At 61.9% G+C, this 23,817-nt stretch carries 14 protein-coding genes; 8 read left to right on the top strand and 6 right to left on the bottom strand.

Annotated features, from left to right (window positions below):
• Positions 1 to 50: 50 nt before the first annotated feature.
• Both tkt and PPGU16_RS35470 read left to right on the top strand, forming a co-directional pair.
• A complete protein-coding gene (gene tkt, locus PPGU16_RS35475) occupies positions 51 to 2,027 on the top strand; it encodes a transketolase (RefSeq protein WP_180727184.1) in 1,977 nt (658 codons plus the stop codon).
• A gap of 26 nt (positions 2,028 to 2,053) precedes the next feature.
• Positions 2,054 to 3,010, top strand: coding sequence for a D-2-hydroxyacid dehydrogenase (locus PPGU16_RS35470; protein ID WP_180725504.1), 957 nt, complete (start codon positions 2,054 to 2,056; stop codon positions 3,008 to 3,010).
• A 786-nt stretch (positions 3,011 to 3,796) separates the two neighbouring features.
• Here PPGU16_RS35470 and kdgD read toward each other — a convergent pair.
• The 5 genes from kdgD to garL form a co-directional block, all read right to left on the bottom strand.
• A complete protein-coding gene (kdgD, locus tag PPGU16_RS35465) occupies positions 3,797 to 4,714 on the bottom strand; it encodes a 5-dehydro-4-deoxyglucarate dehydratase (RefSeq protein ID WP_180725503.1) in 918 nt (305 codons plus the stop codon).
• Positions 4,715 to 4,806: 92 nt separating this feature from the next.
• Entirely contained in the window at positions 4,807 to 6,147 is a 1,341-nt protein-coding gene (gene gudD, locus PPGU16_RS35460; protein WP_180725502.1) for a glucarate dehydratase, read from the bottom strand.
• 98 nt (positions 6,148 to 6,245) lie between these two features.
• Entirely contained in the window at positions 6,246 to 7,307 is a 1,062-nt protein-coding gene (locus PPGU16_RS35455; RefSeq protein WP_180725501.1) for a lactonase family protein, read from the bottom strand.
• Complete coding sequence (locus PPGU16_RS35450; RefSeq protein ID WP_180725500.1) at positions 7,304 to 8,197, bottom strand: 2-hydroxy-3-oxopropionate reductase; 894 nt, start codon at positions 8,195 to 8,197, stop codon at positions 7,304 to 7,306. The genes PPGU16_RS35455 and PPGU16_RS35450 overlap by 4 nt, the downstream gene beginning before the upstream one ends.
• Positions 8,198 to 8,248: 51 nt before the next feature.
• Entirely contained in the window at positions 8,249 to 9,034 is a 786-nt protein-coding gene (gene garL / locus PPGU16_RS35445) for a 2-dehydro-3-deoxyglucarate aldolase (protein WP_180725499.1), read from the bottom strand.
• Between the two features lie 229 nt (positions 9,035 to 9,263).
• Between garL and PPGU16_RS35440 the strand changes: the two genes are divergently transcribed.
• Positions 9,264 to 10,847 carry an aldehyde dehydrogenase (NADP(+)) gene (locus PPGU16_RS35440; RefSeq protein WP_180725498.1) on the top strand — a complete coding sequence of 528 codons (1,584 nt, stop codon included), beginning with the start codon at positions 9,264 to 9,266 and terminating at the stop codon, positions 10,845 to 10,847.
• Positions 10,848 to 10,922: 75 nt separating this feature from the next.
• Here PPGU16_RS35440 and PPGU16_RS35435 read toward each other — a convergent pair whose 3' ends face one another.
• Positions 10,923 to 11,684, bottom strand: coding sequence for a FadR/GntR family transcriptional regulator (locus PPGU16_RS35435; RefSeq protein ID WP_180725497.1), 762 nt, complete (start codon positions 11,682 to 11,684; stop codon positions 10,923 to 10,925).
• A gap of 538 nt (positions 11,685 to 12,222) precedes the next feature.
• Here PPGU16_RS35435 and PPGU16_RS35430 point away from each other — a divergent pair.
• From PPGU16_RS35430 to PPGU16_RS35410, 5 genes are all read left to right on the top strand, one after another.
• Complete coding sequence (locus PPGU16_RS35430) at positions 12,223 to 13,374, top strand: porin (RefSeq protein ID WP_180725496.1); 1,152 nt, start codon at positions 12,223 to 12,225, stop codon at positions 13,372 to 13,374.
• Between the two features lie 237 nt (positions 13,375 to 13,611).
• Positions 13,612 to 14,430 carry a flagellin domain-containing protein gene (locus PPGU16_RS35425; protein ID WP_180725495.1) on the top strand — a complete coding sequence of 273 codons (819 nt, stop codon included), beginning with the start codon at positions 13,612 to 13,614 and terminating at the stop codon, positions 14,428 to 14,430.
• A gap of 92 nt (positions 14,431 to 14,522) precedes the next feature.
• The gene (locus PPGU16_RS35420) at positions 14,523 to 15,686 is read left to right on the top strand and encodes a GGDEF domain-containing protein (RefSeq protein ID WP_180725494.1); all 1,164 of its coding nucleotides are present in this window, start codon (positions 14,523 to 14,525) and stop codon (positions 15,684 to 15,686) included.
• A 245-nt stretch (positions 15,687 to 15,931) separates the two neighbouring features.
• Entirely contained in the window at positions 15,932 to 19,069 is a 3,138-nt protein-coding gene (locus PPGU16_RS35415; protein ID WP_180725493.1) for a type VI secretion system Vgr family protein, read from the top strand.
• Positions 19,070 to 19,158: 89 nt separating this feature from the next.
• Positions 19,159 to 23,805: an RHS repeat-associated core domain-containing protein gene (locus PPGU16_RS35410; RefSeq protein ID WP_180725492.1), complete on the top strand. Its 4,647-nt coding sequence runs from the start codon at positions 19,159 to 19,161 to the stop codon at positions 23,803 to 23,805.
• The last annotated feature ends 12 nt before the right edge of the window (positions 23,806 to 23,817 follow it).

Raw genomic sequence — 23,817 nt, 5'->3', positions numbered from 1 at the left:
TAGCCGCCGCGCGATGCGCGCAGCGGCAAGGAGAAGTCATGTCCGCACTCATGCCGTCGGTCGAAACGCGACCGCTTGCCAACGCGATCCGCTTTCTGGCCATCGACGCCATCGTGCGCGCCGGCGAAGGCCATCAGGGCGTGCCGCTCGGCATGGCCGAGATCGCGACGGCCCTGTTCACGCAGCACCTGAAGTTCAATCCCGCCGATCCGCAATGGCCCGACCGCGACCGCTTCGTTTTGTCGAACGGACATGGCTCGATGCTGCTCTATGCGCTGCTGCATCTGACGGGTTACGCGCAGTTCGGCATCGATCAGATCCGCTCGTTCCGCGACATGGGCTCGCATTGCGAGGGGCATCCCGAGTTCAATACGGCCGCCGGCATCGAAGTCACGACCGGGCCGCTCGGGCAAGGCATCGCGAACGCGTTCGGCATGGCCGTCGCCGAAGCGTATCTGAACGCGAAATTCGGCGATGCAATCGTCAACCATCACACCTATGCGTTCGTCGGCGATGGCTGCCTGCAGGAAGGCGTCGGTCAGGAAATGATTTCGCTTGCCGGGCATCTGAAGCTCGGCAAGCTGATCCTCTGCTGGGACGACAACCGCATCACCGACGACGGCAGTACCACGCTGTCGATCAGCGAAGACGTGAGCGAACGTTTTCGCGTCGCCGGCTGGCATGTGATCGAAGTCGACGGCCACGATCTCGACGCGCTCGCCACCGCACTCGCAGAAGCGAAGTGCGATCCGCGCCCGTCGATGCTCGCCTGCCGCACGGTGATCGCGCGCGGCATCGCGCGTCTGCAAGGACAACGCGGCGGTCACAGCGGCAAGCTGTTCGAAGCCGATGCCAACGCGGCGCGCAACGAACTGGACTGGCCGCACGCATCGTTCGAGATTCCGCGCGACGTGCTCGACGAATGGCGCGCAGCAGGCCGACGCAGCGAACGCGAATACCTCGCGTGGCACGAACGTCTTGCCGCGTTGCCCGATGACGCACGCGACGAGTTCGAGCGCATCCAGGCGGGCCGCCTGCCCGAAGGCTGGCAGCGCGTGCTGGACGACTACAAGAAGCAGGTCATCGAAAAAGGCGAAGGCCAGGCGGGCATCATGATTTCCGCCGAGATCAACGATCTGCTCGCGCAACTGCCCGAGCGCATGGTCGGTTGCGCGGACCTCGAAGCGCCGACGAGCCACAAGCGCAGCCTGCACGCCTTCACCGCCGAAGATCGCAGCGGCGCATACGTGCATTGCGGCGTGCGCGAGCACGTGATGGGCTCGATGGCGAACGGCATGGCCGCGCACGGCGGCGTGATTCCGCTGGCCGTCACCTATCTCGCGTTCGCCGACTACGAGCGTCCCGCGATGCGGATGGCTGCGCTGATGGGTTTGCCCGTGAAATTCGTGTTCAGCCACGATTCGATTGGCGTCGGCAAGAACGGGCCGACGCACCAGCCGGTGGAGATACTCGCCTCGTTGCGCGCCATGCCGAACATGCGCGTGTTCCGTCCCGCCGATGCCGTCGAAGCCGCCGAATGCTGGGCGCTCGCGTACGAGCATCGCAGCGGCCCGAGCACGATGGTGTTCGCCCGACAGACCTTGCCGCTCGTGCGCACGCGTTTGAGCGCGGACAACCTGTGCGCACTCGGCGGCTACGTGCTCGCTGAAGCCGAAGGCGGCAAGCGCGCTGTCACCTTGCTCGCGACGGGTTCGGAAGTCGCGCTGGCGGTTGCGGCGCGCGAACGCCTGCAACAGGAAGGCATTCCGACTGCCGTCGTCTCGTTGCCCTGCTGGGAACTGTTCGACGAACAGGACCACGCGTATCGCCGCGCGGTGCTAGGCGTGGACACGGTGCGCGTCGGCGTCGAGGCGGCCGTGCGATTCGGCTGGGACCGCTATCTCGGCGAGCGCAGCGGCTTTGTCGGCATGACGGGATTTGGCGCGTCGGGTCCGGCAGAAGCGTTGTACGAGCACTTCGGCATTACGCCCGCGCATATCGTCGCGGAAGTCAGGCGTCATTTCTGACCGATCAGACATCAACAGGAACCAGCATGCAGAAGATCGTCTTTCTCGACCGCGCGACACTCGCGCCACAAATCCGGCTCACGCGGCCGTCATTCGAACACGAGTTCATCGAGTACGACCATACCCAGGCGGACCAGGTCGCCTCGCGTCTGGAAGGCGCGACCATCGCCATCACGAACAAGGTGCCGCTCACGGCCGATACGCTCGCCCGCTTGCCGTCGCTGAAACTCGTGGCCGTCGCCGCGACAGGGACCGACTGCGTCGACAAGGATGCGTGCGAGAAGCACGGCATCCACGTGTCGAACATTCGCGGCTACGCGGTGAACACCGTGCCGGAGCATACTTTCGCATTGATGCTCGCGTTGCGGCGCAATCTGATCGCGTATCGCGACGACGTGTTGAATGGCGAATGGCAGAAGTCCGGGCAGTTCTGTTTCTTCAATCATGCGATACATGATCTCGGCGGCATGACGCTCGGGATCATTGGCGAAGGCGTGCTTGGGCAGCGGGTTGCCGAGATCGGCAAGGCGTTTGGGATGCGGGCGCTGTTTGCGGCGCATAAGGGCCGCGAGGGGCTGGGTCCGCTTTATACGCCGTGGGATGAAGTGCTTGCGACGAGTGACATCATCACGATTCATAGTCCGTTGACGCCGCAGACGCGGGGCATGCTCTCGATGGCGGAGTTTCGCGCTATGCGGCGCAAGCCGCTCATTATTAATACCGCCCGCGGTGTGCTGGTCGATGAGGATGCGCTGGTGCGCGCGCTCGATGAAGGGTTGATCAGCGGGATTGGGTTCGATGTGCTGTCTGGCGAGCCGCCTGCCGATGATAATCCGCTGATGCATATCGCGAAGCGGCCCAACGTCATTGTCACGCCGCATGTGGCGTGGGCATCGGATGAGGCGCAGCAGGCGCTGGCGGATCAGTTGATGGATAACATCGCGAGGTTTGTTGCTGGCGCGCCGGTGAATGTTGTGGTGTAGCGCGAGGCTTTTTTCTTGTCTGCGACGCTGGGGGTGTTTTCGGTTTTTCGCTGGCATCCGCGTTTTGTTATCGGTGCTTCACGCGTTGCCCCTGTGCGGGGCGGCACCTACTTTTCTTTGCCGCCGCAAAGAAAAGTAGGCAAAAGAAAGCGGCTCACACCGCCAGTGCTTGTTCCTGCCTGAGGGCCCCCACAGGTTCTTACGCTTCACACGGCAACATCTCTGTCGGCGCTCGTTGCTAACGCTTCGAACACATGCCTCACCCGCTTCAGACACCCACACAAGGGCTCGCGGCAGCGAATGGTTTCTGCAGCCCAGGTGGCAAACTGTGTGTAGGTTGTCGCGTCGTGTAGCTTGGCGCTCTGACAACGTGGGACGCGTGCGCAGGCGGTCCGGAGCGAGGCGTATGAGGTACTACGACCTACACACAGTTTGCCACCTGGGCGGCGGCGGACTGTCTGGCGCGGCGTGCTGTAGTGCCGGTGTGTGACGCGGGTGAGGCGCACTGCAAGAGCGCTGGCAACGAACGCGAACAGGAACGTTGCCGTGTGAAGCGTAAGAACCTGTGGGGGCCCTCAGGCAAACACAAGAACTGGCGGTGTGAGCCGTTTTCTTTTGCCTACTTTTCTTTGCGGCGGCAAAGAAAAGTAGGTGCCGCCCCGCACAGGGGCAACGCGTGAAGGGGTAAGTCATAACGCGGATGCCAGCGAAAGAATAAGCAAACCAACCAGCACTGGCACCACCGCAAAAAGGCAAATCCCCCCAGCGTCGCAGACGAAAAAAAACCTACTGCGCTCCAAGCTTCTTGATAAGCACATCGAGCTGCGCGAGCTCGTCTTCATTCAGATCGATGAGAGGCGCCCGCACCGGCCCAGCATCATGACCAACGAGCTTGGCCCCAGCCTTAACGATACTCACCGCATAACCTTGCCGCCGATTCCGAATCGCCAGATAAGGCAAAAAGAACTCATCCAGCAACTTGCCCGTAGTGACATGATCATCCGCAGCAATCGCGCGATAAAACTCCATCGCCGTCTTAGGAATGAAATTAAACACAGCAGAAGAATAAACGGGCACGCCCAGTGCCTTATAAGCAGCGGCATAAACTTCAGCCGTCGGCAGACCACCAAGATAAGAGAACCGATCGCCCATGCGACGCCGAATGGTCACCATGCTCTCGATATCGCCCACGCCATCCTTGAACCCGATCAGGTTCGGACACTTGTCCGCGAGCCGCTCCAGCGAATCAGCACCGAGCTTCGAATTGGCACGGTTATACACGATCACGCCCATGTTCTTCACCGCCTTGCACACCTGCTCGACGTGCGCGGCGATCCCTTCCTGCGACGCCTCTGTCAGATAGTGCGGCATCAGCAGCACACCTTGCGCGCCATTGCGCTCCGCTTCCTGCGCATATTCGATCGCGACACGCGTCGGGCCGCCCGCGCCCGCCAGAATCGGTACCTTGCCCTTGCAGGTCTCCGTCGCAGTGCGTATCACATTCGAATACTCCGACTTCGTCAGCGAGAAGAACTCGCCCGTGCCGCCCGCAGCGAAGAGCGCAGTCGCGCCATACGGTGCAAGCCACTCCAGGCGCGCGGCATACGTGTCGGGACGAAAGTCGCCGTTGCGGTCGAAATCGGTGACGGGGAACGACAGAAGGCCTTCGGATACGATCGCTTTGAGTTCTTGTGGCGTGGTCATGTTTGAGTTCGCTTGGGTGTGTCAGTCAGTGTTGAAGGAGTGGCGGCCACGCAGGCCGCGTCGTTCCGGAATGGTTCCAGTCGCCAGAAGAATCAGCGAACGAGGCAAGGGCGCTTGTTGTCGAACTTCCAGTTCGGGATCAGGTACTGCATCGCGACGCCATCGTCGCGCGCGCCGAGTCCGTGCTGCTGATACAGCGCGTGTGCCTTTTCGAGCGCGTCCATGTCGAGTTCGACGCCAAGGCCCGGCCTGGTCGGCACCTTCACCTTGCCGCCGACGATCTGCAGCGGATCGCGCGTCAGATACTGGCCGTCCTGCCAGATCCAGTGCGTGTCGATTGCGGTGATCTTGCCCGGCGCCGCTGCCGCGACATGCGTGAACATCGCGAGCGAAACGTCGAAGTGATTGTTCGAATGCGAGCCCCACGTGAGGCCCCAGTCGTTGCACATCTGCGCGACGCGCACCGAGCCCTGCATCGTCCAGAAGTGCGGGTCGGCAAGCGGAATGTCGACCGATTGCAACTGGATGGCGTGGCCCATCTGGCGCCAGTCGGTGGCAATCATGTTGGTGGCCGTCGGCAGGCCCGTCGCGCGGCGGAACTCCGCCATCACTTCGCGGCCCGAGTAGCCGTTTTCCGCGCCGCACGGATCTTCCGCGTATGCGAGCACGTCGTGCTGGTCGCGGCACAGGCGGATCGCCTCGGCAAGCGACCAGGCGCCGTTCGGATCGAGCGTCACGCGCGCTTCAGGGAAGCGTTCGGCGAGTGCCGTCACCGCTTCGATTTCGGCATCGCCCGCGAGCACGCCGCCCTTGAGCTTGAAATCGTTGAAGCCGTAACGCGCCTGCGCGGCTTCGGCCAGACGCACGACGGTTTCCGGCGTCAGCGCTTCTTCCGTGCGCAGACGCTCCCAGTCGTCGCGTCCTTCGGCGCCGCTCGCGTACGGCAGGTCCGTCTTCTTTCGGTCGCCGATGTAGAACAGATAGCCGAGCATTTCGACTTCGTCGCGCTGCTGGCCTTCGCCGAGCAACGCCGCGACAGGCACGCCCAGGTGCTGGCCGAGCAGGTCGAGGAAGGCCGCTTCGAGCGCCGTCACGGCGTGGATCGTGGTGCGCAGATCGAAGGTCTGCAAGCCGCGGCCGCCCGCGTCGCGATCGGCAAACTGCTTGCGCACCTTGTTGAGCACCGCCTGCAGATTCCCGATCGACTGACCGACTACGAACGGACGCGCATCGTCGATCGTCTTGCGGATGTTCTCGCCGCCCGGCACTTCGCCCACGCCGGTGTTGCCCGCGCTGTCGCGCAGAATCACGATGTTGCGCGTGAAGAACGGGCCGTGCGCGCCGCTCAGGTTCATCAGCATGCTGTCGCGGCCGGCAACGGGGACGACGCGCAATTCGGTGACGGTTGGGGCGCCTTGGGTAATCGTAGACATGTGAGTCGGTCCTGGGGTTGGGTCCCAAAAGTGGCCTGTGATGGGCCTGTGGAATTCAATGAAAGAGGTTCGCGCGCTGCCGCGTCATGCGTGAACCGCTACGTCTGCATGACGATCTCGACCCAGTTCGCGCCGCGTCCGCCTTCGCAGCGCGAGACGGCGGAGAGGGCACCTGAGTCGGCGTCGATCGCGTACACGACGACCTGCGCGGACCTCTCGCCGCACGCGACGAGGAAGCGGCCCGACGGGTCGATCCTGAAGCCGCGCGGTTGCGCTTCCGTATCGGTGAATCCGGCGTATTCGAGCGAGCCTTCGCGGGTCGCGCGGTAGGCGATCAGACGGCTCGACGTGCGCTCGGCGACGTAGACGAAGCGGCCATCGGGTGTCAGCTGGATATCGGCGCCCCAGACGAGCGTCGCGGCTGTCGCCGCGTCGATTTGCGCAGTGCGCAAGCAGCCGTCGTTCAGATGCGCGAGCGACGGGGCGCGCGGCGACACGCTGCGGGCCGACAACGCGCCCGTTTCGTCATCGCGCGAAAACACGGCGACGGTCGCGCGAAATTCGCTCGATACATACAGCGTTTTTTCATCCGGCGACAAGCGCAGATGACGCGGACCGAAGCCTGCTTCCACGGGCACCTTCTGCACGAGTTCGAGCGCTGCGTCGTTCGCCTCGCGGACGATCGAAAAACAGAACACCGTGTCGGAGCCAAGCGACGTCGCATACGCGAAGCGGCCATCCGCCGACGCGATCACTGCGTGCGCATGCACGAAGCCTTCGACCACCTGGCGCGGCCTGATTTCAGTACTGTCCAATGGGCTGGCGGGATACAGGCTCACGGACGACTCGCCGTACGACGCGCCGAGCAACCAGTCGTCCGACGGCGTCAGCGACAGATACGCAAGACTCGGCTCGATCGACGCGGTACGCAGATGCGTGAGACCGCCCGTGTGCGGATCGACCGAATACGTGACGATGCTCCGTTGCGCGCCGCGGGTGGCGGCATGCAGCACGCGGCCATCGGCCGAGAGAGCGAGCGGCATCACGGTGTCGCCGGCCGGATGGCGCGCGACGGGTTCGATGCCGCCCGTCGATCCATCGACGCGGAATACGGCGAGATCGCCATCCTCCGCGTTCGAGACGATTGCAAAAAACGTCATGTCTGCTGTTGCCCGATTTCGTGGTCGGCGAGATATTCAAGCGCGCGCACCATGCCCGAGTGGTCCCACGCCTTGCCGCCGTGCGCCGCACAGGCATTGAACAGCGCCTGGCAGGTGGCCGTGTTCGGCAGCGAAACGCCGAGCGCTTGCGCCGTGGATAGCGCGAGGTTCAAGTCTTTCTGATGCAGTTCGATGCGGAAGCCTGGATCGAACGTGCGCTTGGTCATGCGCTCGCCGTGCACTTCGAGAATGCGCGACGAAGCGAAGCCGCCCATCAATGCCTTGCGCACTTTCTCCGCGTCGACGCCGGCCTTCGATGCCAGCAGCAGCGCTTCGCCAACGGCCTCGATCGTCGCGGCGACGATCACCTGGTTCGCCACCTTGCAGATCTGGCCCGCGCCCACTTCGCCGATCAGCGACACGTTCTTGCCCATCATGTCGAACAGCGGCTTGACCTTGTCGAACGTGGCTTGCGCGCCGCCGACCATGATGGTCAGCGAAGCGGCCTTCGCGCCGACCTCGCCGCCCGATACGGGCGCGTCGAGATAGTCCGCGCCTTTCTCGCGCACGCGTGCCGCGAAGTCGCGCGTGGCGATGGGCGAGATCGAGCTCATGTCGACGACGATCTGCCCCTGGTGCAGCTTGCTCGCGACGCCGTTCTCGCCGAACAGCACGCGCTCGACGTCCGGCGTGTCCGGCACCATGATGAAGATCACGTCCGCTTTCGCCGCGACATCCGCGGGGCTAGCGGATGCCGTCACGCCCGCTTGCGTCAGTTCGTCGGGCACGCCGCTGCGCGTGAAGGCCGTGAGATCGACGCCGTTCTTGCGGAGATTAGCTGCCATGGGCTTGCCCATGATGCCGAGTCCGATGAAGCCTGCTGTTTGCATTCGCTACTCCCGATAATGTGATGTGAGGTGACGGCCGTGAGTTCAGGCCGATCAGGCCGGCATGAAGTGCTGGCGGACATTGAGCGCGCCGCTGCGCAACAGGCCCATGTCGGCGCACACGGAGACCAGTGTGGCACCCATGCCGAGATAGCGCTCGGCGTCCTGCTGCACGTGCGCGAGGATGCCGGACGGCTTGCCCGCGGCTTTCGCGCGGTCGAAGACATGGGCGATGGCCTGCTGAACATCGGCGTGACCGGCGTTGCCCAGTTGGCCATGCGCGGCGGCGAGGTCGGAAGGGCCGATGAAAACACCGTCGACGCCATCGACCGCGAGAATCTCGTCGATTGCAGCGACGGCCGCGCGGCTCTCGATCTGCACGATGACGCAGATGTTGTCGTTGACCACCTGCAGATAGTCCGTCACCGCACCATATCGATTTCCGCGCTGGCCCACCGACACGCCGCGAATGCCGTGCGGCGGGTAGCGGGTCGCGGCCACGGCGCGGCGCGCATCGTCTGCGCTGTCGACGAACGGGATCAGGAAGTTGAAGAAGCCCGCGTCGAGCATGCGCTTGATGATGACGTTGTCGTTGGACGGCGGCCGCACGATGGGTGCCGAGCGGCTGTCTTTCAGGGCCATCAGTTGCGGTATCAGCGTGAGTTCGTCATTGGGCGCGTGCTCGGCGTCGAGCAGGATCCAGTCGAAGCCCACGGTGCCGAGCAGTTCGGTCGTGATCGGGCTGGCCAGCGACGCCCAGCAGCCGATCAGGCGCTCGCGGTTTTTGACGGCGGCGCGAAAGCCGTTCGGTAACGGTTGATACGGTGACGACGAAGCCATCTCGATCTCCTGGGACGGGCGCTGCCCGCCCGGCAAAGTACGTCTTGCGAACTATGGTATGTCATAGGACGTCTGAACACAAGATACGTTGTCAGTTGACCGCGAGAAAGAATGGTAAACCCTGAAAGCTTGTGGCAAGCGCCGCGCCGGTGAAGGTGGTCATTGCGTCAGCGTCGGCGTATGTTGTACGATGACCGATGTTAAACCAGCCAAATGGAGAAGAGACATCGTGCAATTGACGGGTGACATGCTGATCGGACGGCAGGCGGTTCATGGCGCGGACAGGGCGCTGCGCGCATTCAATCCATCGACGGGCGAGGAGATCGACACACCTGTATTCGGCAGCGGTACGGTCGAAGACGTCTCGCGTGCCTGCGAACTGGCGCCGCAGGCTTTCGACACCTACCGGCATCTTCCGCTTTCGCTGCGGGCCGAGTTTCTCGAGCGGATCGCGGACGGCATCACGGCGCTCGGCGATGCGTTGATCGAACGCGCGCACGCCGAATCCGGGCTGCCGAAGGCGCGGCTGGAAGGCGAGCGCGCACGGACGACGGGGCAATTGAAGCTGTTCGCCAATGAAGTGCGCGCGGGCCAATGGCTCGCGGCGACGCTCGATTCGCCGTTGCCCGAGCGCAAGCCCTTGCCGCGCCCGGATCTGCGCATGCAGAAGATTCCCGTTGGGCCGGTGGCCGTGTTCGGCGCAAGCAATTTTCCGCTTGCGTTCTCGGTGGCGGGCGGCGACACGGCGGCAGCGCTGGCCGCCGGATGTCCGGTCGTCGTCAAGGCGCATCGTGCTCATCTCGGGACATCGGAGATGGTCGGGCGCGTCATTCAGCGCGTGGCGGCAGACATGAACCTGCCCGAAGGCGTGTTCTCGATGATCGTCGGGGCGGGCAGCACGGTCGGCGAGGCACTCGTCGCGCATCCGGCCATCAAGGCGGTTGGCTTCACGGGTTCGCGCGCGGGCGGCACGTCGCTGATGAAGGTCGCGGCGAATCGTCCCGAGCCGATTCCCGTCTACGCGGAAATGAGCAGCATCAATCCCGTGTTTCTGTTACCCGTTGCACTGGCTGCGCGCGCCGGGACGATCGCGCGGGGATTCGTCGATTCGCTCGCGCTCGGCGCGGGGCAGTTCTGCACGAATCCTGGGCTGGTGATCGGTATCGACGGCCCCGAATTGCGCGCATTCACACAAGCTGCGGCGCAGGCGCTCGATCAGAAGCCTGCGCAGACGATGCTCACGTCGGGCATTCATGCCGCGTATCAGGAGGGCGAGGCGAGACTCGCTGCAATCGAAGGCGTCGAGCCGGTTGCGCACGGTCTCGAATCGACAGGGCCGACCCAGGCGCGCGCGGCACTGTTCGTCACCGAAGCCGCCGTCTTTCTGAAAAAAGCCGAACTGGAAGACGAGGTGTTCGGTCCCGCATCGACGATCGTGCGGTGCAAGGACGAGCGGGAGTTGCTCGCAGTCGCCGAGCACTTCGCGGGGCAACTGACGGCCACGATTGCAATGGATCGCGACGATGTGCAACTCGCGAAGAAACTGGTGCCGATTCTGGAACGCAAGGCGGGACGTCTGCTCGTCAACGGTTTCCCGACGGGCGTCGAAGTGTGTCACGCGATGGTGCACGGCGGGCCGTTCCCGGCAACGGCCGACAGCCGCGTGACGTCGGTCGGTTCGACGTCGATCGACCGTTTTCTGCGTCCTGTGTGTTATCAGGATTTTCCGGTAGAACTGCTGCCCGATGCGCTGGCTGACGGCAATCCACTCGGACTCTGGCGTCGTCGCGATGGGGAGATCGTCAACGCGTGATCGTCTGACGCGAATGGCGTTGTAATGAAAAAAGCGGCCATGCTGGCCGCTTTCCCGTTGATTCGATGCAGTGCTTTAAAGCGCGCGTGTCGACGCGGCTTCTTCCGCCTGCGCGCTGGCGCGGCGCAGTCGTTCGCGGCTGCTCGACAGATGCATGCGCATCGCCGCGCGCGCACCGTCAGGGTCTTTGCGCGCGATCGCATCGAGAATGTTTTCGTGTTCGAGATTGACTCGCGCCATATAGGCGTTGGGATCGCTTTGCGCGAGCCCCGCCGAATCCACGCGATGCCGTGGAATCAGCGCCGTCCCCAATTGCGTGAGAATGTCGACGAAATAGCGGTTGCCTGTCGCGTTCGCAATCGAAATATGAAAGCGCAGATCGGCGGCCGTACTGTCGCCGCCGGCGCGGGTCGTTTCTTCGACGGCATCGAGCGCCGAGCGAATCTTCGCGATATCGCGTTCGCTCGCGCGCTGCGCGGCAAGCCCCGCGCATTCCGTCTCGAGGCTGATGCGCAGTTCCAGCACTGACAGCACGTCGTTCAATGTGGTGGCAGGGACCATGTCAAGACCAAGCGGCTCGCGGCGCGGTTCCAGAACGAAACTGCCGATTCCGTGGCGCGTTTCGATCACGCTATTGGCCTGCAGACGCGAAATGGCTTCACGTACGACGGTGCGGCTGACACCGAGCAAGGACATCAGCGTTGTTTCCGTCGGCAGTTGATCGCCGGGCTTGAGCGCGTGCGAGGCAACCTGCTCGTTGACATAAGCGACGACCTGGTCAGCGAGGCTCCCGCGTACCCGCCGTGGGGTCGAACCTGGTGCTGCAGACGCGGCCATGTAACGCTCCTGGGGATTTTCGAGATTTATCTCCATTATACGTTGTCCTACAACGAAAGGCCGGGTTTAGCCTGCGAGCCGCGGCGGCTGTGAAGCGCTTGCGTCCTTGCGTCGGACGAATTAACGGGATAGGTCGGACTGGCTTGTCGGACATCGCAACGCTTTCGCGCATGCTGCCGAAGGCATCGCTTGAACATCCCTCGCGCTGCAGCCGCCAACACGCTGGTTCAGCGAAATCAATCCGACTACCCGCAGCAAGAAAGAAAGATTGGGAAACGCGTCATCGACTTGCACGCGTTGACTTCAAAAATCACGTCACCTAGATTGGCGCCTGTCTGGAAATCGCTTCATATTCTCTCTTTCCACGCAGATGAATAATGATTCCGGGCTTCGGCTATGTGTATTCACATGGCCTTTTTTACTTTGTAAAAGGCAGGATAGCTAACCAGTTGCATATAACCAACAAGTAATTTATCTATTTTTAAGCGCCTGTATTCTCGCGGTCGCAATACATTTTTAACGAGTGATAGAGGAACAGATGAAAAGAACTGCAATTGCGGCTGTTGCATTCACGTTGAGTTCGATGACGATCGCGGCTCATGCACAGAACAGCGTCACGCTCTACGGGCTCATCGATGCGGGCATCGGCTACGTGCACAACGCCGATTCGAACAACAACCTGACGGGCATGATCAACGGCAACCTCAGCGGCGACCGCTGGGGCCTGAAGGGCAGTGAAGACCTCGGCGGCGGCCTGAAGACGATCTTCGCACTGGAAAGCGGCTTCGACGTCGGCACGGGCAAGATGGGCCAGGGCTCGCGCCTGTTCGGCCGCCAGGCTTACGTGGGCTTCGAGGGCGACAAGTGGGGCACCGTCACGCTGGGCCGTCAGTACGATCCGATTACGGATACGGTGCAGGCCGTCACTGCCGACAACTACTTCGGCTCCACGTTCGCGACGCCGGGCGACGTCGACAACAACGACAACAGCGCGCGCGTGTCGAACGCCGTCAAGTATGTCTCGCCGAACTACGCGGGCTTCCAGTTCGAAGGCCTGTATGCGTTCAGCGGCGTGGCTGGCCAGACGGGACAAGGCTACACGTATAGCGGCGCGGCGACGTACTCGGTCGGCGGTTTGTCGCTGGCGGCAGGCTATCTGCGCGCAACGAACAACTCCGCGACGGGCGGGCGCACCAGCTGGGCGAGCAGCACGACGGACTCGATCTTCGACAGTCACATCAACGACGGTTACGTGAGCGCGAAATCGGTCAGCATCGCGCAACTGGGCGGCCAGTACGTACTCGGCTCGGTGACGCTGGGCGCGTCGTACAGCAACACGCAACTGAAGGCCGACGCGAGCTCGAACTTCTCGACGACCGAGAAGTACAACAGCGGCAAGGCATTCGTCGCGTACCAGGCAACGCCTGCTTTGATCGCTGGCGTGGGCTACGCGTATACGGCTGCATCGGGCGATACGTCGGCGCATTACCATCAGGTCAGCCTGGGCGCGGACTACAACCTGTCGAAGCGCACCGACCTCTACGCCGTCGCAGCGTATCAGCACGCCAACGGCACGCAGCGTCTCTCCGATGGCACGACGCAGGCGGCGCAGGCATCGATCGGTTCGTACGGCTATAACGGCACGAGCACGCAAGAGATCGCGATTGTGGGTATTCGCCACAAGTTCTGATGTATTGCATCTGACAAAGCCCGCATGCGTCATTCGGCATGCGGGTTTTTTTTATGTCTTTTAAAAATATCCGGTAAGAAAGTTGAAGTAAGCATAAACGACATGAATGAAAGGCTTTGCGCCCTTAATTTCGGCCTTATCGAACCGTTAGAAAAGAAGCAACGCCACGAATGCACGCATTTATGCATCGGCGATGCGAAGGTCTTTAATGGCAGTTATTGAGTAACGAGGAAGCGAATGCTGAACATCAACACCAACATCATGTCGCTGACGGCGCAGAACAACCTGTCGGGCTCGCAAAGCGCGCTCTCGCAGGCGATCAGCCGTCTGTCGTCGGGCAAGCGCGTGAATACGGCAGCCGACGATGCGGCCGGTCTCGCGATTTCGACGACGCAAACGGCGTCGATCAATGCACTGACACAAGGGGCGGCGAATGCGAACAACGGCATTTCGATGGTGCAGACGACGAACGGCGCGCTGCAATCGATCGTCAGTAACCTGCAGCGTATTCGCCAGCTCGCAGTGGAAGCGGGCGACGGCTCGCTCGACTCGAACGCGCTGGCGAACCTGCAGTCGGAAGTGACGACCCGCCTGACGGAAATCACGCGCGTCGCGCAACAGACCACCTTCAACGGCCAGTCCGTTCTGAACGGCGTTGGTACGATCAACTTCCAGATCGGCGCATTCGACAACCAGCAGATCTCGGCCGACTTCGGCTCGCAGAAATGGGATGCAAGCAGCCTCGGCATCAGCGGCCTGTCGGTTTCGTCGGCATCGGGCGCGCAGGCCGCGATGAGCACGATCGACAGCGTTCTCACGAGCGTCAACACCTTCCAGGCCACGCTCGGCGCAACGCAGAACACGTTCCAGGCTGCCATCTCGACGACGAACACGCAAGCCACGAACATGAGTTCCGCGCGTTCGCAAATCACCGACGCGGACTTCGCGACCGAAACGGCGAATCTGTCGAAGGCGCAAGTGCTGCAGCAGGCAGGCATCTCGGTGCTGGCGCAAGCCAACTCGATGCCGCAGACCGTGCTGAAACTGCTGGACTAACTGAGGCGCGGGCTGAGGTATATTGCGAGGTTCTCTCGCCAGCGCACGTGAAACGGATGAGTTTCATATCGCGAGCCCGCCTCCGGAGCCGTATGCCAGCCTTCGATCTTCGCACCGTCATTCTGATGTCGTCAGTCATGCCAGGCTTGATGGCGCTCGTCATGTTTTCGCTGGGGCGCGGGTTTCCGGCAAACATTCGCGGTGTCGGGCATTGGGCGTGGGGTGCGCTGGTCGTGTCGATGTCGGCGATGCTGCTTGCGTTGCGCGGCAGCATCGGCGACTGGCTTTCGATTGTCGTCGCCAACGTCGGCCTGATACTCGGCACGGGGCTATGGCTGATCGGCAGCCAGCTGTTTTTTGGCTTGCGTCCTTCGCGCCGCTTCGTGGCGTTGCTGCTCGTGATCGGCGTGATCGCGATGAGCTGGATGACGTGGGTGCATCCCTCTGTGGCGGGACGCACGCTGTGCATGTCGGCCATTCTCACGGTGACGTTTGGTTTGAACAGTTTCACGATGCTGCGGTTCGGCAAAGGCAGCAATACGGCGATCTTCGTCGGCTCGATGCAACTGGTGCAGACCGTCGCGACGGCGGCGCGCGGCATGTCGATGTTCGTGCCCGCGTGGGCGAGCACCGGCCTGTTTGCTCCCGACCTCATCCAGAAGATCTATCTGATTACGGGCGCGTTGATGTCGCTGACGGTGACGGTTGGCTTGCTGTTCGTCGCGATGGACCGGCTGCGCAACCACCTCGAACAGCAGTCGTTCATGGACCCGCTGACGGGACTGCTGAATCGTCGCGCATTTCTGAGCGCGCATCAGCAGGAACGCGAGAAGACGATGCGCACGGGCGGATTGCTGTCGCTGCTGCTGATCGATCTCGATCACTTCAAACGGGTGAACGACACATATGGGCATGCAACAGGCGATCGCATCCTGATCGACTTCGCGAAGCGCGTCGCAGAGATGTTGCCGGCGCCGGGCCACGTCGCGCGCTGGGGCGGCGAGGAGTTCGCCGTGCTGCTGCCGCGCGTGCGTCCCGATGAGGCGAGGGACCACGCGGAGCGTATCCGTCAGCGCATTGCGCAGAAAGACGACGCGACGCTGCCTGGCTATACATGCAGTATCGGTGTCGCGTGCATGGCCGCAAGCGACGCGACCATCGAGCAACTGGCGCGTGACGCCGACGAAGCGCTGTATAGCGCAAAGCGCGGCGGACGCAATTGCGTCCAGCTCAGCGATCATGTGATTCTGATCTAGGCCCGACTGCTGCCTATGAGATTGGCGAATGATCCGGCATTGAGGATTTTTCTCTATCGTCCGAATGAATTGTTAAATCCACATTCTCGGGATTGAGTTAATTTTTCCGATATGCAATAAGCATCCAATAATCCGGCAATTACGACCTGATACACATTGCCTTTAAAATACGATTGCGATTTACGTCTTCATTTCTGTATTATCGCGCGGTAGCGCGTGGCGCAATCGGATTAAAAAGAGGCGGTATGGGGGCGCAGGACATAATCGCGGCAATGACTGGCGGGGTAATGCAGACCGATCGGCTGCTCAGGCTCGATACGCCGCTGGGCGCCGATGTCCTGCTGCCGCAGCGCGCGCTCGGCCATGCGCGGCTGGGCCGCGAGAGCGCTTTTACGGTCGACGTGGTTTCATTGCGCGACGGCATCGAACTCAAATCGCTGATTGCGCAGTCTGTCACGTTATGGATCCAGCAGGCCGACCGGACTTACCATCCGCATCACGGTTATGTGCATACCGCGCGAAGACTGGGTTCCGACAGTTCGCTCACCAGTTATCAGATCGGCTTTACGTCGTGGCTGCATTTTCTGCGCTTCAGAAAGGATGCCCGCATATGGCAGGATAAAACTGCCGATGCCATTCTCACTGATGTATTCAATGCCCATCCACAGGCGCAGGGCGCATTTCGCTTTGCATTGAGTCAACCGCTCGCGCAGCGCTCGTTCTGCGTGCAATACGAAAGCGACTGGAATTTCTGTCAGCGGCTGATAGAAGCGGAAGGGCTGTTCAGCTATGTCGAACAGGCCGACGACGGCAAGTCGCACACGCTCGTCATCACGGACGATATCGGCACGCTCAAGCCGCTGAGTCCGCAGACGGTGAACTTCTATCGGGCGGGCACGAACAGCGAAACGGATGCGTTCGTACAGTGGAGCGGCACGCGCACGCTGCAAAGCACGACGCTCACCACGCGCACGTTCGACTACAAGTCGCCTGCAGGCGCGGCGAATCCCAAAGGCACGTTCGTGCCGACGATGACCACGCAGGGCAATCTGCCCGCGCAGGCCGAGGTTTACGAGTACACGGGTGCGTATACATATGGCGCGCAGGATCGCGGCGATCATCTGTCGAAAGTGCGCATGGAAGAGTGGGAATCACGCGCCCGGCGCTTCGATGGTGTGGGCGCGGTGCGTGGCGTCGATGCGGGCCGCTGGTTCGAACTGGCGAATCACCCGGAGCATAGCGAACGCGGCGCGCAGGAACGGCAGTTCGCGGTGGTCGCTGTCGAGTGGGTGATCGAGAACAATCTGCCTGTCTCCAGTGGCACGACGGATTTCCCGCACAGCCTGAAGGACGTGATCGCGGCGGCGCGTGCGCAGCATGGCGCAGAGTCGCTGAACTCAACGGCCAGCGACGGCAGCGAAGGGTTTTATTTGGCGCGCGTCGAGGCGCAGCGCAAGATCATCCCGTACCGCAGTCCGTTCGAGCATCACAAGCCGGAGATGCGGTTGCAGACGGCGACCGTCGTCGGACCTTCGAATGAAGAGGTGTATACCGACGAACTGAACCGTATCAAGGTGCGCTTTCACTGGGACAGGTTGAACCAGGGCGACGAGAACGCCTCGTGCTGGGTGCGTGTGGCGATGTCGGATACGGGCGGCGGGTATGGCAGCGTGCACGTGCCGCGCATCGGCGAGGAGGTGATCGTCAGTTGGCTCGATGGCGATTGCGACCGGCCCGTCGTCACGGGCCGCGTCTATAACGGCGCCAAGACGCCGCAATGGCATTCCAACGGCATTCTGTCGGGCTATCGCTCGAAGGAGTACCAGGGCAGCGGCTACAACCAGATGGTGATGGACGATGCGACCGGGCAGAACCGCGTGCAGCTCTATAGCAGCAGCGCGAATTCGTTCCTGCATCTGGGCTATCTGGTTGCGCAGAACGACAATACGCGCGGCGCGTACCTGGGCAGCGGCTTCGATCTGAAATCGGATGCGTATGGGGCGGTGCGGGCATCGCAGGGATTGTATGTGTCCACGCATCCGTCGACGGGCACGGCAAGCCAGCCGCTCGATGCGAGCGCGGCGCGCACGCAACTGGCGAACTCGCGGAGTGTGATCGATGCGATGTCGTCGGCGAGCGAGACACATCAGGCTGAATCGTTAAAAGACGGCACGGATGCGCTCACGGCGTTCAACGACGCGACGCAGAACAGCGTGGCAGGATCGGGCAGCAGCGGCGGCAACACGGCAGGCGGTGGAACGGGCAACGCGAACGCGTTCAAGGAACCGATCATGCTGTTCGCGACGCCATCCGGTCTCGCGATGTCGACGCAGCAATCCGCGCATTTCGCATCGACACAGCACACGACTATCGTCAGCGGTCAGAGCACGCACATTGCCGCGGGCAAGTCGCTGATCGCGAGCGTCGGCGAGAAGATCAGCCTGTTCGCGCAGAACGCGGGCATGAAGCTGTTCGCGGCAAAGGGCAAGGTCGAAGTGCAGGCGCAGTCGGATAACGTCGAGATCACCGCGCAGAAGACGCTGAAGCTGCTGTCCGCGACCGAAAAAATCGAAGCCGCCGCCGATCAGGGCATTCTCGTGACGGCAGCCGGCGCGTACATCCGCATCCAGGGCGGCAACATCGAGATTCATGCGCCTGGCAAGATCGATATCAAGGGGGCGCAGCATGCGTTTGCGGGGCCTGCGAGCCAGGGCTATCCGCTGCCGTCCGCGCGTCCCGATCAGCCGGGACAACTCGATTTGCTGCATCAATACGCGAACGGCGAGCCAGTCAAAGGCGGCAAGTTCTCGGTGCTCGACGCGAACGGTTCAGTGCTGCGCCAGGGCGCGCTCGATGCGAGCGGCCGCACGACCGTCAGCGGTTTGCCGCCAGGCGCCGCGCATGTCAACTTCGGCGTCGACCCGCGTGACCCGTCGCAACCTGCCAACTACTTCAAGAGCGCGCAGTGGCCAGCCGAGCCGTTGACGGCTTCGGGCGACAGCGCTGCCGCATCGCAAATGGCGTCGCTGTTGCCCGGCGTCGCGGGCGCGGGGTCGGTGGCGAGTTCGGCGGCGAGTCTCGTCACGGGTGCATCGGGCAATGCGGGCGCTGCGTCGCTTGCAGGGACGTTGGGGCAAGCGGTGGGCGGCGCGTCGCAGATTGCGAGTGTCGCCAGCGCGGCATCGGCGGGCACGAGCGGACTTACTTCGCTTGCGCAGAGCCAGGCGCAAGGGTTCGCGCAAAACGCACTCACTCATGCGCTGCCTGCGCAGGCGAGCGCGGCCGTCACGCAGGCCAATCAGCTAGCCGGCGCAGCGAAAGAAGTCAGTTCGATCGCGCAGTCCGCACGCAGTGCATTGCCAGCCCTCAAGGGCTTCGCCTGACCCGATGCATGGAAAGCGACAACGTCCGCGATGCTCGCCATCGCGACGACGGTCTCTTCAACAATAACGCAATCACCGACTGATCCAGCATGAGCGCAGCCGCCCCGACCCCTGTCCAGCAAACTGAAGTCGCGATCGCGCCACTGAACACCATCGTCAAGGAAGACGCGGGTTCCGCGCTCGAGCAGTTCGACGCCTGGCTCAAGAGCGTCAGCGACGGCTATGTGACGCTTCAACGCGTCGAGCAACTGGCGAATGTCATTCCCGTCGTCTCGAACATTCTCTCGGCGATCGACGTGGTGCTCGATATCAAGCGGCTGATGCAGTCGCAATCGAAAGACGCATTCGATTACCTGAACCTCGGCATCGATCTGATCGGCGTGATTCCGGTGCCGCCCGTGATGGGCGAGTTCCGCATGGGCGCACGGCCCATGATGAAGCTCGCGCGCGAAGAACTGATGAAGAGCGGCCGGGCCGTCGCGGAAGGCGGCGCGCAGATGATCGCGGATGCCGTGATCTCCGCGATGGTCGCGCATCTGAGCGCGAAATTCGCAGGCGAGATCGAGGGCTTCGTCAAGGAAGTGCAGGCGAAGCTCGCAGAGTTGCTGAACGACTGCGCGAATCATGCGCATCAGTTGCTCGAAGGACTGGCGCAAATATTCGAGCGGGCGGCATCGGGTAGTCTCTTCGATACGTCCGGCAACTATCGTGCGGCCGATAGACATCTCGACCAGATGTCGGCCGGATTCGCGGCGCACGACGCGGGCAAGGTCGCGGAGAACCTGTGGTCCTATCTGAAGGACGGCGGCAAAGTGCTGGTGAAGGACACGGCCAATCTCGCGACCCAGGCGGCCAATGCGATCTCGCCGTCGACCAATCAACGCCTGAAGGCACTGGCAGCCGAAGCGCGTCACGCGATTCCGCTCGTGACCACGAAGATCAGAGGGCTCAACAGCGCGGACGTCGGCGGACTGATGTGGCTGTTGAACATGCTGACGATGGCCGTCGCGAAGTGGCGCGCGGCGCAACAGCATCGCGGCGCGCAGGCGGTTGGGATCAAGCCCGCGGGCAAAGTCGAAGCCGAACTGAAAAAGACGGAAGGCGAACTGGAGTCGCTGTCCGCGCAAGCGAAAGCAAAGCATCCCGGCGCGAACGATTGCAAGAGTTGCGGTCTTGGCCGCAGCGGTGCGTCGATTGGCTACGCGCTCGGCGACGAACGCTTCGATCACGACGACTTCTTGCTGCCGGGCGCGATGCCCATTGCGTGGACACGCACGTATCGTTCTTTTCTCGATGCGTATGACGAAGGCGAACTTGGCGCTCGCTGGATCACGCCGTATACGACGCGCTTCGATATCCATGCGACGAAGCTCGTCTATCACGATCCTACTGGCCGAAGCATCGAGTATCCGCTGCTGAAGGCGGGACAGACGCACGACGATCGCGGCGAAGATCTGACGCTTGCCCGTCTCGACGATCATTGGTTGACGCTGATGCGCGGGCATGAACTGCTCGAAGCTTATGAACAGCGTGGCGACGCGTTCCGTCTTGCATTCATCAAAGATCGCGCGGGAAACCAGATCACGTTCGTTTATGACACGGCGGACCGGTTGACGCGAATCAGCACGTCCGTGGCGAGTGTCGTCTTTTCGCATGATGCTGCGGGGCGTATCACGGAAGCCGTTCACGTCGACGACGAAGGCGAACGCGTCGAAACGCTTGCACGGTACACGTACGATGCAGAAGGCGATCTGATCGCAGCGACCGACCGCTATGGCAACCGACGTGAGTATGCCTATCGCCACCATCTCGTGACCCGTTATACGGATCGCACCGGTCGCGGCATGAATCTCGAATGGGATGGCCGCGACGCAAAGTCGAAATGCGTACGCGAGTATGCCGACGACGGCAGCGATGAAACGCGGCTCGCCTGGCATCCGGATATCCGTCTCGTGCAGGTCACGGATGCGATGGGTAGCGTGACGCGTTACTACTTCGATATCGATGGGTACACGTATCGGATCGTTCAGCCCGATGGACTCGAAGAATGGTTCTATCGCGACGCGCATCACAATCTGACGCAGCATATCTTTCCCGATGGCAGCGCCGAGCGTTTCTCGTACGACGCTCGCGGCAATATGGTCGAGCAGATTCGCGCGGACGGCAGCGTAGTGCGAATGGAGTACGACGACAAGGATCAGATGACGGCGATCGTCGATCCGCTTTCGTACAGATGGGAACGGAAGTACGACGACGCGGGCCACTTGGTCGCGCAGATCGATCCGCTCGGGCACGAAACGAAATACAGCTATGACAAGCAGGGTTTGCCCATCGAAATCGTCGATGCGAAGGGCGGCGCGAAGAAGCTCGAATACGACGCTGCGGGGCAGCTCACGAGCTATACCGATTGCTCAGGCAAGACAACGGCGTGGCGCTACGACGAACGTGGGCGCCTGCTCGAAGAGAAGAATGCAGCGGGTCAAAACGCTTCATACCGTTATGCCAGCAACGGACAGTTGACGGCCGTCGAATCGTCGGGGGGTACCGAGAAGCTCGAGTACGATGCGGAAGGCCGGTTGCTCACGCACATCGATGCGTTAGGCCGCATGACGCGCTTCGTGTACGACAGGGCGGGGCGCATTGCACAGCGCGCGGATGCATTGGGTAATACGCTTTCGTACCGTTACGACCTGCGTGGGCGTCTCACGGCATTGACGGATGCGAACCACGCGACGTTCAGCTTCCGCTATGACCCTGTTGGGCGCTTGCTCGAGCAGATCGGTTTCGATGGCAGTTCCGTTCGTTACCGGTACGAACCCGAGAGCGGGCGCTTGCAGTCGTCCGAAGAAGCGGGACTCGAAACGACTTACGACTTCGACATTGCGGGTCGCACGACGCGCCGCACTGCGGGCGCGAGCGAGATGCGCATGGCGTATGACGGCAATGGCCGTCTCGTCGATGCACGCAACGATGTGAGCCACACGCAGCATTTCTTCGACGCGGTGGGCAACCTGGTGCGCGAGCATCACGCTTATCAGTTGTTCGGCGAGCGCCGCAGCTATGTGTGGCACCACGCTTACGATGAAATCGGCACGCGCATCAAAACCGTGCGGCCGGATGGCCATGCGATCGACTGGCTCGTGTACGGCTCGGGACATGTGCACGGCATGATGCTCGATGGACGAGAGCTGATCGGATTTCAGCGCGACGATCTGCATCGCGAGACGCAGCGCAATCTGTCGAACACCATCGAGCAGGCGACGCACTATGACATGGCTGGGCGCGTCGATATGCAGTCGCTGCGGCGTCACGGTGCGCCAGCGATGCTCGCGGCGCGGCGGTATCGCTATGACGCGGCGGGGCAGCTCAAGGAGATCGACGATAGCCGTCGTGGGGTGACGACGTATGGTTACGATCCCGTTGGTCGGTTGATCGAGGCGATTAGTCCGCTTGCGACCGAGCGCTTTGCGTTCGATCCCGCGAGCAATATCGTCGATGCCGGCAGTCCGCGTCATGCGCGATCGGGTGGCGGATATGAGTCGAATACATTACCGGCCGATGTGCCGAAGATCGTCGGCAATCTGCTGAAGGAGTATGCGGGCGAGCATTACGCATACGATGCGCGCGGCAATCTCGTTGCGAAGCAGTCGGCTGGCAGCGAGCAACGGTATGAGTGGGATGGGTTTAACCGGCTTGGCGCGGTGAATGCGCGCAGTCCTGCTGGTGCGCGGCAGGCGCAGTACTTTTATGATGCGTTCGGGCGACGTATTGCTAAAGACGTCGACGGTGTAAGGACAGTGTTTGGTTGGGATGGTGATCGGCTGGCGTATGAAGTTGCGGGATCGCACAGTACGCATTACGTGTATGAAGCGGGATCGTTCGTGCCGCTTGCGCAGTTTGTCGCGGCGCCTGTCGAGGGATTAGAGACGCCGCAGCGGCGGGAGTCGGATCGGTATACGCCGGAAGATGATCCGTTGATGAAAGTGCCATCGCCGAATGAGCAGGCGCAGGTGTATTACTACCACTGCGATGTGATCGGCACGCCGCAGATGCTCACGGATGATGCCGGTGAGATTGTCTGGGAGGCGCGTTATAAGGCGTGGGGCGAAGCGGTAGAGGTGATTGCGCGCGTCTCGGCGGCGACTCAGGCGCAAGTGCGGAATCCGATACGGTTTCAGGGCCAGCAGGCAGATGATGAGACGGGGCTGCATTACAATCGGTATCGGTATTATGATCCGGCGAGTGGGCGGTTTGTATCGAAGGATCCGATTGGGTTGGCGGGCGGGATCAACGCGTTTCAGTATGCGCCGAATCCAGTTTCCTGGATTGACCCGCTTGGCCTTGCCAAGCGTCTGTGCCCGTGTGATTGCGAGAGCATTCTTAAGGAGTCGGGGCGCGACTATGGCACTTATAGTGAAGTCGATCCTGATTCGCATCACATCATCCAAAATGCAGCAGTGAGAGATGTAACGGACTACTCGCGTTCTCAGGCGCCAGCAGTTCAATTGAATGGGCCGTCTACGTCAATTGGATCGGAACACTACATCGCTACGCAAGTACAGCGGCAGGCAGGAGGGGGGACTTATGCCGCGGAGCGTCGCATAGGTTATAAGGCGCTGAGAAGAGCGGGTTTGTCGCAAGATGAAGCACGTTGCCATATTGCTCGCGCTGATAAATATTTCTCAAACCTTGGCGTTGGTCCGAATACGGTTTTGCGTGTACCAGGAAACAGGTGATCTAATGGATTT

The organism is Paraburkholderia largidicola, assembly GCF_013426895.1.
GTDB lineage: Bacteria > Pseudomonadota > Gammaproteobacteria > Burkholderiales > Burkholderiaceae > Paraburkholderia > Paraburkholderia largidicola.
This window is presented reverse-complemented; position numbering and strand designations above follow the sequence as displayed.

Bases quoted from the DNA above. Each gene is read 5' to 3' on its own strand.
- tkt (WP_180727184.1), top strand. From the start codon at position 51: ATGCCGTCGGTCGAAACGCGACCGCTTGCCAACGCGATCCGCTTTCTG.
- PPGU16_RS35470 (WP_180725504.1), top strand. From the start codon at position 2,054: ATGCAGAAGATCGTCTTTCTCGACCGCGCGACACTCGCGCCACAAATC.
- kdgD (WP_180725503.1), bottom strand. From the start codon at position 4,714: ATGACCACGCCACAAGAACTCAAAGCGATCGTATCCGAAGGCCTTCTG.
- gudD (WP_180725502.1), bottom strand. From the start codon at position 6,147: ATGTCTACGATTACCCAAGGCGCCCCAACCGTCACCGAATTGCGCGTC.
- PPGU16_RS35455 (WP_180725501.1), bottom strand. From the start codon at position 7,307: ATGACGTTTTTTGCAATCGTCTCGAACGCGGAGGATGGCGATCTCGCC.
- PPGU16_RS35450 (WP_180725500.1), bottom strand. From the start codon at position 8,197: ATGCAAACAGCAGGCTTCATCGGACTCGGCATCATGGGCAAGCCCATG.
- garL (WP_180725499.1), bottom strand. From the start codon at position 9,034: ATGGCTTCGTCGTCACCGTATCAACCGTTACCGAACGGCTTTCGCGCC.
- PPGU16_RS35435 (WP_180725497.1), bottom strand. From the start codon at position 11,684: ATGGCCGCGTCTGCAGCACCAGGTTCGACCCCACGGCGGGTACGCGGG.
- PPGU16_RS35430 (WP_180725496.1), top strand. From the start codon at position 12,223: ATGAAAAGAACTGCAATTGCGGCTGTTGCATTCACGTTGAGTTCGATG.
- PPGU16_RS35425 (WP_180725495.1), top strand. From the start codon at position 13,612: ATGCTGAACATCAACACCAACATCATGTCGCTGACGGCGCAGAACAAC.
- PPGU16_RS35420 (WP_180725494.1), top strand. From the start codon at position 14,523: ATGCCAGCCTTCGATCTTCGCACCGTCATTCTGATGTCGTCAGTCATG.
- PPGU16_RS35415 (WP_180725493.1), top strand. From the start codon at position 15,932: ATGGGGGCGCAGGACATAATCGCGGCAATGACTGGCGGGGTAATGCAG.
- PPGU16_RS35410 (WP_180725492.1), top strand. From the start codon at position 19,159: ATGAGCGCAGCCGCCCCGACCCCTGTCCAGCAAACTGAAGTCGCGATC.